At 57.1% G+C, this 11,066-nt stretch carries 10 protein-coding genes; all 10 read left to right on the forward strand.

All coding sequences use genetic code 11. The annotated features are described in order from the left end of the window. The first annotated feature begins 7 nt into the window (after positions 1–7). From J0A66_RS01760 to J0A66_RS01805, 10 genes are read left to right on the forward strand one after another with little or no spacing between them, the layout of a single operon-like run. Entirely contained in the window at positions 8–1,474 is a 1,467-nt protein-coding gene (locus J0A66_RS01760) for a nitroreductase family protein (protein WP_206572042.1), read from the forward strand. Continuing rightward, positions 1,474–2,466 (forward strand): thiopeptide-type bacteriocin biosynthesis protein, encoded by a 993-nt coding sequence (locus tag J0A66_RS01765; RefSeq protein ID WP_206572043.1) that lies wholly within the window; start codon positions 1,474–1,476, stop codon positions 2,464–2,466. The genes J0A66_RS01760 and J0A66_RS01765 overlap by 1 nt, the downstream gene beginning before the upstream one ends. Beyond that, positions 2,444–3,610, forward strand: a complete 1,167-nt coding sequence (locus tag J0A66_RS01770; protein WP_206572044.1) for an ABC transporter permease — start codon at positions 2,444–2,446, stop codon at positions 3,608–3,610. Before J0A66_RS01765 ends, J0A66_RS01770 begins: the two co-directional genes overlap by 23 nt. A gap of 12 nt (positions 3,611–3,622) precedes the next feature. Beyond that, positions 3,623–4,819: an ABC transporter permease gene (locus J0A66_RS01775; RefSeq protein ID WP_206572045.1), complete on the forward strand. Its 1,197-nt coding sequence runs from the start codon at positions 3,623–3,625 to the stop codon at positions 4,817–4,819. Beyond that, a complete protein-coding gene (locus J0A66_RS01780) occupies positions 4,812–5,867 on the forward strand; it encodes an efflux RND transporter periplasmic adaptor subunit (protein ID WP_206572046.1) in 1,056 nt (351 codons plus the stop codon). The genes J0A66_RS01775 and J0A66_RS01780 overlap by 8 nt, the downstream gene beginning before the upstream one ends. Positions 5,868–5,878: 11 nt before the next feature. Further along, a complete protein-coding gene (locus tag J0A66_RS01785) occupies positions 5,879–6,595 on the forward strand; it encodes an ABC transporter ATP-binding protein (RefSeq protein ID WP_206572047.1) in 717 nt (238 codons plus the stop codon). Then, positions 6,555–7,001 carry a M67 family metallopeptidase gene (locus J0A66_RS01790; protein ID WP_206572048.1) on the forward strand — a complete coding sequence of 149 codons (447 nt, stop codon included), beginning with the start codon at positions 6,555–6,557 and terminating at the stop codon, positions 6,999–7,001. Before J0A66_RS01785 ends, J0A66_RS01790 begins: the two co-directional genes overlap by 41 nt. After that, positions 6,998–8,428: a molybdopterin-synthase adenylyltransferase MoeB gene (moeB, locus tag J0A66_RS01795; protein WP_206572049.1), complete on the forward strand. Its 1,431-nt coding sequence runs from the start codon at positions 6,998–7,000 to the stop codon at positions 8,426–8,428. The genes J0A66_RS01790 and moeB overlap by 4 nt, the downstream gene beginning before the upstream one ends. Beyond that, entirely contained in the window at positions 8,415–9,680 is a 1,266-nt protein-coding gene (locus J0A66_RS01800; RefSeq protein ID WP_206572050.1) for a YcaO-like family protein, read from the forward strand. Before moeB ends, J0A66_RS01800 begins: the two co-directional genes overlap by 14 nt. Beyond that, positions 9,677–11,047, forward strand: coding sequence for a TfuA-like protein (locus J0A66_RS01805; RefSeq protein ID WP_206572051.1), 1,371 nt, complete (start codon positions 9,677–9,679; stop codon positions 11,045–11,047). Before J0A66_RS01800 ends, J0A66_RS01805 begins: the two co-directional genes overlap by 4 nt. Positions 11,048–11,066 lie beyond the last annotated feature (19 nt).

Genomic DNA, 11,066 nt, shown 5'->3' on the forward strand with positions numbered 1-11,066 from the left:
GGCAGATATGCAAAAGCTGACCCCACTGGATGCCTGGGTATTGAGCACCTATCAGCGTCTGGAGAGCCTGGATGTGCCGGTGTTTGATTTAACTACCACCCGGGACATACGACCACTGCCCCGGACCGTCTCATCCGGCACTTTGTATTCGCTGCCCACAGCACTGCCCCGCCAGCTTAAGACGCTGGGGGCATATCTGCAGGATGAGCAAGGAAGCTTGGACGAGGCCTTGTCCGCGGTGCAGAAACTGTCTCTGCTGTTCCGTTATCTGGCCTCTCCCCTGCGCTTTGAGCCCTACAACGAGAGTCCGGTGCATAAAGCGGTACCCTCTGCCCGCTGTATGTATCCGTTGCAGTTTGTGCTGCTGTTCAAGCAGGCAGAGAGGATCCAGGCCTATTCATACCAACCGGACTTTCATGCCCTGCAGCCCATGGCCTTGCCAGCCTCTCCCGACCTCGCCTCTGCACCGGATGGCGCCAGCTTGTTATGTGTGGCGCAGATATGGAAAACGGCGGAAAAATACGGCGAATTCGCCCATTTCCCGGTCGTGCTGGAAGCCGGTCATGCCTACAGTCAATCGCTTCACCTCCGAGGCCTGCTGGGATGGGACACAAGCCGTTCGCCCATTGCTGCCGAATCCATGCACTGCCTGGCAAAAGGACAGTGGGAGATGGTGCTGTTCAGCCTCAGTCTGGATGAATTGCAGGAGCAGCATTTACAGGCATTGCCCTGTGCCACTGCACAACTGGCCAGGGTCGGGGAAAATCCTGGACTGAGTGAGCGATTCGCGCGGCTGCCGGCTTTTAACACTTTGTTCAAGCAAGGCCGTCGGCTGACCACTGAGCAGCCGGGAGGCCGCATCCAATCGCCAGCCGGCAAGCCCACTGACAAGGATTTTCTGCAGTTGTGCCGGGCCAGGCATTCGGGGAATGACCGCAGCGGTCTGGCCCCGGTGCTGGCCAGGGTCCCGGCCAGGACACTGACCACTGTGCAAACCACCTTCGACGCACTGCGTCATCGCCGCGGTATAGGTGAGGAAGAGACTCATCTTAAGGTGAGCTTTGCCTGGCTGGCCGGCGGCGATGTCAAGGTGGGCCTGTATGACCTCCAGGGGCGATGGCTCACGCCACAGATGGACGAGGCTGAGTTTATCCGCCATGTGCGTCGCATCCTGCCCTACAAGCTGATGCGTTTTAACACTTCGGCCATGAGTCTGATTGTGTTCTTCAGCACCGATCCCGTGCAGGCGCTGGAACGCTTCGGTGAAGCGGCATTCAGAAATATGCATATGGCTGCCGGTGCGGCGGCACAAGACATGAGCCTGACCGCCGCAGCCATGGGGATGTTTTCACGGCCGGTCAGAATGATGCGCGAAGAGCGGATAGAGCAGGCCCTGCCGGTTGGCGGACAGGTACTTTATCAGGTGCTGTGTGGCTTCAACCGCCGTTCAAATTTAACTTTTGAGGTGCTCTGATGAAGACAGAAAACTGGTATTCACTGCATATATTTCTACACGACCCGGAGAAATCGGAAGCCTTTCTGGTCAACCGGCTGGCGCCGTTGGCGCAGCAACTGAAACGCGAGGGACGGCTATCGGGTTGGTTCTTTATCCGATACTGGATGGGCGGCCCGCACTTGCGCTTTCGTTTCCGCACTGCCGATGTCCAACTGCTGTCCAGTATTCAACAGATGCTGAAAACGCAAGTACAAGATTATTGCAGTGATACTTCGCTGACGGCCCAGGACTACTATGCCAATCACAGCTTTGATGGCGAGCAGCCGGCCGGGGACAGTCTGCCCTGGTATGACGAGGGTACGGTGGCCGCCATCGGATACGAGCCGGAGTACCAGCGCTATGGCGGCGAGCAGGCGATCGGCCTGAGTGAAGAATTGTTTGAACAGTCTAGCCAGCTGGCACTCGCCATCATTAAAGCGACCCCGCAGGGACCCCATGCCAGACTGGGGCTGGCTATGCCCTTGATGGTGGAGACCCTGACCGCCTATACCGCAGATTTAGGTCTGGCCGAGGCTTTTTTCAGCGGTTATGCGGCGTTCTGGGAGACTTACTCTTCCCAGAATGCTCAGCTGGCCGCCACGCAAAGGCAGAGCCAGGCAGATCCCCAGACCCTGCAACTGGTTCAGCGCTCCTTTCCGCCCAGAACCCATCTGCAGAACGGCCAGTTGCTGCAGATCTGGCAGCACAGTGTCAGCCGTTTTATTGACAGTCTGGCCGCAAAGCATGAACAGCGTGCACTGATGTCGCCATTTGATAATCAGCCGGTAGCCGAAACCGGATTGGAGCCAGCCCTCTTACACCTGCTGTCTTCACAGATGCACATGCTGAATAACCGCCTGGGACTGACCCCTTCATTCGAACTCATCCTGTCCCTGCGCATTGCCAGTGCGATCCGCACTCTGCAGCAACAATTTAAGGAGAAAGACAGTGAAAGTCTTGTCGTTGCTTAAGGAATTGTTGCAAGCCTACCGGCTGAGGCTGTGTTTGCTGGCCCTGGCCACCACATTGGCCTTTTTAACCTACGGCGTGCTTGGGGCGTTTCGCTATTCACTCAATAGTGGCGATGCGGAAGTGTCTGAGAGCCGTCTGATTGTCACCCACCGTATGGGCCTGATGCAGACTCTGCCGTTGTCCTATGTGGAGCAATTGGCCGGTTTCCCCGGTGTGGAGCAGGTGGGTCATGCGACCTGGCAGGGACTGTTTTACCAGGATCAGAAGAACATGCCGATGATCCTTGCTGTCACGCCCAGACAATGGTTTGAACAACATCCAGACATGGTGGTGGATGACGTCACCCGAGACCGCTTCCTTATCCAGCGGGACGGTCTGTTAGTCAGTGAGGGGCTGGCGAAGAAATACGGCTGGCAGGTGGGTGACAATATCCCGCTGAAGAGCTTTATTTTCATGCCACCGGGGAATGAACCGGCCTGGAAGTACCGTCTCAGTGGCACCTTCCACAGCGATGAGAGCGGCGGCGGTCGCAACTATGCCATCACCCATTATGAGTATTTCAACCAGGGGCGCAGCGTCTGGAAAGACACGGTAGGAACCCTGGTTGTCTCTCCGGATGCTTCCACAGATATCATGGAGCTGGCGCAGCGTATCGACGCCCATTTTGCCCAGTCCAACCATCCCACCTCCAGTAACACCGACAAAGAATTTCATGCTGAGTTCTTCGCCCAGTTCGGCAATGTGGTGCAACTCATCAGTATCGTCACCGCCATCGTCTTCGTTGCCTTGCTGTTGATCGTCACCAGCGGGATGACCCTGACGGTGCGTCAGATGTCACGGCAACTGGGAATTCTCAGGGTCATGGGCTATTCCGGCACCCAGCTGTACGCCCTGGTGCTGTCCCTGATGCTGGTGATTGTGGCCACCGGGGCACTGCTGGGTATCAGTGCAGCGGGGCTGTTCAACCTGTTGGTTACCGACGCCCTGCCACAGTTTCTGCCCAGTGTCTTCCTGCCGGCTTCGGTGATAGGCGAAGTCGTATTGATTGCTCTGGGCATTGCCGTGGGCGGGTCGGTTCTGCCCGGTTGGATTGCCCTGACCAGCAGTATCGGCAGGGTGCTGACAGTAGAGCAAGCGGGCTGACAGGGGGCTAAGATGCAACATCATTCATCTCATTCAACACTTGATCGCAGCCTGGCCGGCGAATGTCTGGCGATGGCCAGGATGAGTCTCGCCAATATCTGGCTCAGCAAATGGTCAAGCGTCTGCATCATCGGCTGCATCGTGTTGATGGTTGCGGTGCAGGCAACCTTTCTGAGCATGGCCGAAGGCTTCCAGTCCAGTATGGATTCGGCGGGCTCTGACAGCATCGCCGTGCTGGTGGATAAACAAAGTCAATCAGAGTCCAGCAGTCAGGTGTCCCGGGAACAAGTGGAGCTGCTTCGCCATGCCAAGGTCTTGGGTTCCAATCAGTTGTTCTCACCCGAGTTTCGCATGTCTGTCAGTGTCCTTGGCCGCGAAGACAACAGAAAAATGAACGTGGCTCTGCGAGGCCTGACTCCCGCCGGATTTGCCCTGAGGGAAGGGTACAAAATCGTACAAGGGCGGGCACCCCAAGCGGGTCGCTTTGAGTTGATCGTCGGAGACAGCCTGGCCCGGCGTGTTAAGGACACAACACTGGGTAGCCGACTTAACCTGGGGGGGCAGGACTGGACCATAGTCGGTCACTTTCAGTTGCAAAACGCCGTATTCGAAACGGAATTCTGGGCCGACTTGGCCATGGTGCAGGCCGGTTATAAACGGGAGAACCAATACCAGTCCATCCGTATCGGTCATTTGGATGCCTCAGGGCTGGCACAGCTGAGGCAATTCGTGCAGGCCGACTCGCGTTTGGCACTGGATGTACTGACTGAGCAGGAACTGTTCCGGGAGCAAATCAAGGATACCACCAATGTGATCCTTTACCTCGGCTGGCCGCTGGCGGCGATCCTGGGGATCGGTGCACTGGTGGGCATTCTCAATATCATGTTCATCAGCCTGGAAGCCCGCTTTAACAGCTTGCGAATTATCGGACTGCTGGGTTTTTCGGTGACCTCCATCCGCTTCGGCATCATTTTCGAAACCGTACTGCTGTCCTGCATCGGTGCCCTGCTGGGCATAGGTGTGATCACCCTGTTGCTGGACGGTGCTGCTGCCTGGTCGGTGACTGGTGGCATCGACAGCGAAGTTTACAACATCAAGGTGGGGGTCTCTACCCTGGGACAAACGCTGGGCTTTTCCCTGTTCTTGGGGTTGCTCGGTGGTCTGCTGCCGGCCTGGAAAGGCCTGAACAAGGAGTCAAACCATGTCTGAATTCGAGCAAGACAGGAACGGATCATTAAGGTCCGGCGCAGAGCTGGGCAAGAAACTGGACAGTCTGTCACTGTCCGGTGCGCAGAGACAGGACTCCAGGGGTACCAGGTTCAGACGAAGCGCGGTGTCTGTCGCTGTGCTGCTGATCCTCAGCCTGTTGGGGTACTGGGGATTCGGTGATACGCCTGGGCCCGGTAACAAAGCAGAAGCCTCACAGAGTCAGCCTATTCCCGATGGTGGCAAGACCATTCAGCCCCCCGCTCCCAGGACCGAGGTTGTCAGCAAACTGGAAGCACAGGGCTTTGTCACTGCGACCCGGGTGGCCACTGTCTCGTCCAGAGTCATGGGCGTGGTCAGGGACGTACTGGTGGAAGAAGGGGACAGGGTCGTCAGCGGGCAGACCCTGGCGCGACTGGATGATCGCCAGGCTCAACTGGCTCTGGGACTGGCGGCCTCCTCCCTGGAGGCAATCCAGGCAAGGATCAAGACCGCCGAAGTGGACCTGAAGGAGAAGAACCTGGACTTTCAGCGGGAAACCAACCTGCTCGACAAGGGATTTGTCAGTGAAATCACCGTCAACAAGACCCGCAATCAGGTTGAGCGATATGAGGCGTCTCTGGAACAGTTGCAGGCAGATCTCCAAGTGGCCCGTTTGCAGGTCAGGCAGCAGGAAACCCAACTCGATGACCATGTGATTAAGGCGCCCTTTGCCGGCATCGTGGTGGATACCAGTGCCCAGGCCGGAGAGGTCATAGCCCCCAGTGCCGCCGGCGGTGGTTTTACCCGGACGGGCATCTGCACCATTGTCGACATGTCGTCACTGGAAGTCATGGTGGAGATCAATGAACAGATGATCAGCCAGATAGAGGGAGGGCAGCCGGTGCAGATTCAGCCGCTGGCATACCGGGACATTCTGCTGGCCGGTCAGGTCGACAAGATATTACCGCGGGTCAACCTGGCCAAGGGAACCGTGGAGGTACGCATCAGAATGCACGATCTGGATCCGCGCATTCTCCCGGATATGGGCGTCAGAGTCGCTTTTTTATAAGGAGTTATGCCATGCAAAACACAGCAGTATTTCAACTCGAACAGGTCAGCAAAAGCTTCGGCAACGGTGACGAGCAGGTCAGAATTTTCCGGCAGTTGGACTTTACCGTCCGGGACGGAGAGTTTATCGCCCTGATGGGCCCCTCCGGTTGTGGCAAGACAACCTTGCTGAATATGCTCGGGGGTATCGAAATGCCGGATCGCGGCCACATCAGATTCCGCGGCGAGCGGATCGATGACTACAAGCCTGCCACCCTGAACCAGTGGCGTGCGCGGCATGTGGGGTTTGTGTTTCAGGCCTTTAATCTGCTGCCCATGTTCTCGGCGGCCAGAAATGTTGAATTGCCGCTGTTGCTGACCTCCCTGAGTCGTGCAGAGCGTAAGCGCCGCATCGAAACTGCACTGGATCTGATGGGACTGAGCCAATGTGCCAACCGGACGCCGAAGAAGCTGTCCGGCGGCCAACAGCAGCGGGTGGCCATCGCCAGGGCCTTGGTCAGCGACACCTCAGTGCTGCTGTGTGACGAGCCGACCGGCAATCTGGACAAACAGTCCTCCAACGAGGTGCTGACGCTGCTGAAGATGCTCAACCGTGACTTCAATAAGACCATTGTGATGGTCACTCATGATCCCAACGCAGCCACATTCGCCACCCGTACCTGCCATCTGGACAAAGGGAGTTTTATCGATGAACCCCAACAAAATCCAACAGCTGCAGCTTGCGCCTGACATCGGCCGCCAGCTCAAAGAGCAGGCCCTGCAAGCCTTACCGGAAGAGTGTTGCGGCATTCTGGCCGGATATCTGGCCGGCGGGCGCATGCACATCCGGCAGTTGCTGCGATTGGTCAATGTGGCGCAACAGGAGCGTATGGCCAATTTTGCCGTCGCCGATGCAGATCTGATCAAAGCCGCCCGTTTGCTCAGGCAGCAGGGCCTGGAATTGCTGGGCTTCTATCACAGCCATCCTTTCGGCCTGCCGGCCCCGTCCCGTAAAGATGTGGCCTCCTGCAACGGTTGGGATGGCTACTCCCACATTATCGTGGCCACCGACGGTGGCGACAGGACACAGCTGGCAGCATTTATCACTCAACGACCCATGTGGAAAAGAATTCAAATCCAAGGAGCCGAATCATGATCACTATCCATATCCCCACTCCGTTACGTCGCTTTACCGCCAACCACAACCAGGTTCAGGTAAGCGGCAGCACCGTCAACCAGGCCTTGCAGACGCTGGCCGAACAACATCCCGGCCTGCAACGGCAGATATTCGACGAAAACGGCCAGCTCAGACATTTCATCAATGTGTTTATTAACGCCGATGATATCCGATTGCATGAAGGGCAAGCGACGGCTGTCAGTGACGGCGATGAACTGGAGCTGCTACCGGCCATTGCCGGCGGCAATCTGCAGGCGTTGACCTCTGCCGAATGGCGAAGCCAGCTGGAAGACGAGATAGAGCAGTTGCGTGCCTCCGCCGCCATGCCCTGGCTGCAAGACCATCAGGATGCGCAAATTCTTGACGTCAGAACCCGCGAAGAATGGACGTCCGGCCATATTCCCCGGGCGGTACATTTGGATAAAGGTTATCTGGAAGTGCAGATCGAGAGCCGTATACCCGATCGCAACACGCCGGTACTGGTCTATTGCGCCTCGGGCGTGCGTTCTCTGTTTGCCGCCAGAACTTTGCAGATGCTGGGGTATCGGCGCGTGATTAACCTGGCCGGCGGCATAGTGCAATGGAAAAATGCCGGTCTGCCCATCGAAACCCCCGACTTTCTCAGCAGTGAACAACGGGCCAGGTATTTACGTCACCTGGCCATTCCTGAGGTCGGGGAAAACGGGCAGCTCACATTGCTCAAATCCCGGGTACTACTGATTGGTGCAGGTGGTCTGGGTTGTCCGGCGGCCATTTACCTGGCGGCGGCGGGCGTGGGTACCTTGGGGCTGGTGGATGACGATGTGGTGGACAGGACCAATCTGCAACGACAGATCCTGCATACCGAAGACGCCGTGGGTAGCAGTAAGATAGAGAGTATCCAGTCACGGGTCCGCCAATTGAACTCATCGGTCAACATCAATCTGCATCCCCTGCGGCTTGATAAAGCGTCCGCCGCTGATCTTTTTGCCCGCTACGATGTGATTGTTGACTGCTCGGACAATTTCGACACCCGGTATATCATCAACGATGAAGCCGCCGCGCTGGGTAAGCCGGTGGTGCATGGCTCCGTATACCGCTTCGATGGCCAGGTCAGCGTGTTCTGGGCCGGCAAGGGGCCCTGCTACCGCTGCCTGTATCCCGCTGCCCCGCCGCCTGAGCTGGCGCCACCCTGCGCCGAGGCCGGCGTGCTGGGTGTATTACCCGGTACCATAGGATTGCTGCAGGCCACTGAGGTGCTCAAGCTCTTGCTCGACATGGGCCGCCCCCTGATTGGCCGCAGTCTGTGCTTCGATGCCCTTAATGCCTCATTCCGGGAGATCAGGTACGCGGCCGACCCCCACTGTGCTTGCTGCACAACGGTTGTGCCAGGCAGGACGACGGAGGTGTACGATGAAGCTGTTTGATCGTGAGATTCACCTGGATAAACAGTTTATCCATGGTACCCACCGGGCCTGTTCCCCGGAGCAGACTGTGCAAAAGTATTGGCCTATGGCCAGTCGCATGGGCATTACCCGTCTGGCAAATGTTACCGGCCTGGATTATATCGGCATGCCGGTCTGGGTGGCAGTGCGCCCCAATTCTGCCGGATTGTCCACCTCCCAGGGCAAGGGACTGACCGATCATGCTGCCAAAGCGTCGGCGCTGATGGAGTCCATAGAATGCTGGCATGCAGAGAACATCGAGCTGCCTTGCCGGCTGGGTTCTTACAGCAGCCTCAAGTCAGAACTCAATCTGGCTGACATATCCCGGCTCAATTATTACCGTCATGCTCCGCCGCGGGACGACTTGGCCATGCCTTGGCTGGAGGGATATGACCTGATGAACCAGACATCCTGCTGGGTCCCCTTTGAAACGGTCAGCACTAACTACGTGATGGGGGCGGGGATGCAGTTGAATAACTGCTTCGTGCAGTCCAGCAATGGATTGGCTGGCGGCAACCATATGCTGGAATCCATTACCCATGCCCTGTGCGAACTGATTGAGAGGGATGCTCTGGCACAGCGAGAGACTGACATGCGCACCCTGCCGGCCGAGCATATTGTTCGCCCCGAGACGGTGAACAGTGAAATTTGCAAACAGGCGTTAAGACTGCTGACCAGGAGCAACCTGGATCTGGTACTGGTGGACCTGACCAGTGACGTGGGGATACCGGTGTTCGGTTGCAGTATCCTGGATGCGGACCCTGATCAGGGCTGGCGGACCTTGCCGGTGTTTAACGGCTACGGTTGTCATCTGGCTCCGGAAATCGCCTTGTTCAGGGCGATTTCCGAAGCGGTGCAAAGTCGCTTAACCCATATATCCGGCAGCCGGGATGACATAGTGCAAAGTGAATATCAGCGTGGTGGCAATAAAGACGATTTGCTCAGCTTCCAGAACCGCTTGCGTCAGGCTCAGGGGCAGCGGGATTTCAGGACCCTGACGTCCCAGGCCACTGATTCTTTTGACGGCGATGTGGATTGGTTGCTGCAAAGGTTGCGGGCAGTGGGTATAGACCAGGCCATTGTGGTGGATCTGACCCGCAGGGACTTCGCCATTCCGGTGGTCAAGGTGGTGGTGCCCGGACTGGCAGCGCCAGTGGGCATGATGAAAGCTAGGGCCGTTAAAACCCCGGCACGCAAAATAGCCTACCTGTCAACAGAAGGACGTGTCGCATGACTATCTTCGCTTTTATTGGTCCCACCCTTTCCGTGCAGGACGCCCGACAGGTCCTGGATGCCGAATATCTGCCGCCGGTGGCCATGGGAGATTTGTACCATCTGGTGGAAACCCGCGCCCGGCCAGGCGATCAGATTGCCATCATTGACGGAGTGTTTGAACAGGTACCAGCGGTATGGCACAAGGAAATACTCCATGCCCTGTCCCAAGGCATGCAGGTCTATGGGGCGTCCAGCATGGGGGCATTACGGGCCGCAGAACTGCATCCATTCGGTATGCAGGGGGTGGGACGCATATTCGAAGCCTACCGGGATGGAATATTCACCGATGATGACGAAGTGACAGTGAGTCACGCCACCGCCGAAAACGGCTTCAAAGCCCTATCCCATTCTATGGCCAGCCTGCGATTCGGTATTGAGGAACTGGCTGAGAATGGCTATCTGCAAGCTTGCGAGGCCAGTGCCCTGATCACCATTTTAAAAGATAAGTATTACCCACGCAGAAGCTGGAGTGAGGTCTATCAGCAAGCCAGGATGCTGGGCGTCGGGGAGTCAGGTCTGCTTGAGATACAGCGTTACGCCAAAGAGTATGATGCCAAGCGAGATGATGCCCTGGCGCTGCTGTCCCGTCTGGCCTCAGATACCGCCGACCAGGTATCTGTGGAAGCGGACTTCAGCCTGCAGCAGACCAGCTTTTGGGCCGCCTTGTGCCAGTCGCAGGCAGCGAAGATTGCCGCCCAGCGTGTGAGTGGGGATGGACCGTCATCGGCCATGGCAGAGATTTCACAACTGGCCAGGGCGTTTGCCAGCGATAGGGAGCAACTCATAGAAAGGGCCATGCTGATGAGCCTGGTGGATGAGTTTATGCATGCTTTTGTGCCCTCTGCCGAGGAGATAAAAGATGCGCAGATCCGCTTGCAGCAGCAACACCAGATCACCAATGCCGACGGCCTGAAGCAGTATCTGGCAAGCCAGAGCATGACCCGGGAACAGTGGCGGGAGATGCTGGTGATGGAAGCGAAGCTTGCCCAGCTGCGCAGCCAACTACTGTCGAAGCTCGACCCTTTCATCAATCTGGAAATGAGGCGAACCGGCACCTTTGCCCAATTGCAGCAACAAGCCTATGAGCGTGCCGAGCTGATCCGCAGCCTGGGTGTGACAAAACTCACTCTGGAGGATGCACAGGTGACGCCGGATACCTTGCAAAACTGGTATGAAAGCCGCTTTGGCAGCATGGGTGGTAGCCCCAATAAGTACGGTCAACGGCTGGGGTTTGACTCCCTGCGTGATTTTATCGATGAACTTTTGAGTATGTACCTGTACGAACATCATCAAAATAGTCTGACAACTTCCCTGGCTGTGCAATAAGGTGCCAGTCAGTTGAGGG

This window comes from Bowmanella dokdonensis, from assembly GCF_017254865.1.
GTDB classification, from domain to species: Bacteria; Pseudomonadota; Gammaproteobacteria; order Enterobacterales; family Alteromonadaceae; genus Bowmanella; species Bowmanella dokdonensis.

What these genes read in the sequence shown, in the direction of transcription:
- moeB (WP_206572049.1), top strand. Translation starts at nt 6,998, where the DNA reads ATGATCACTATCCATATCCCCACTCCGTTACGTCGCTTTACCGCCAAC.
- J0A66_RS01805 (WP_206572051.1), top strand. Translation starts at nt 9,677, where the DNA reads ATGACTATCTTCGCTTTTATTGGTCCCACCCTTTCCGTGCAGGACGCC.
- J0A66_RS01785 (WP_206572047.1), top strand. Translation starts at nt 5,879, where the DNA reads ATGCAAAACACAGCAGTATTTCAACTCGAACAGGTCAGCAAAAGCTTC.
- J0A66_RS01765 (WP_206572043.1), top strand. Translation starts at nt 1,474, where the DNA reads ATGAAGACAGAAAACTGGTATTCACTGCATATATTTCTACACGACCCG.
- J0A66_RS01775 (WP_206572045.1), top strand. Translation starts at nt 3,623, where the DNA reads ATGCAACATCATTCATCTCATTCAACACTTGATCGCAGCCTGGCCGGC.
- J0A66_RS01760 (WP_206572042.1), top strand. Translation starts at nt 8, where the DNA reads ATGCAAAAGCTGACCCCACTGGATGCCTGGGTATTGAGCACCTATCAG.
- J0A66_RS01800 (WP_206572050.1), top strand. Translation starts at nt 8,415, where the DNA reads ATGAAGCTGTTTGATCGTGAGATTCACCTGGATAAACAGTTTATCCAT.
- J0A66_RS01790 (WP_206572048.1), top strand. Translation starts at nt 6,555, where the DNA reads ATGAACCCCAACAAAATCCAACAGCTGCAGCTTGCGCCTGACATCGGC.
- J0A66_RS01780 (WP_206572046.1), top strand. Translation starts at nt 4,812, where the DNA reads ATGTCTGAATTCGAGCAAGACAGGAACGGATCATTAAGGTCCGGCGCA.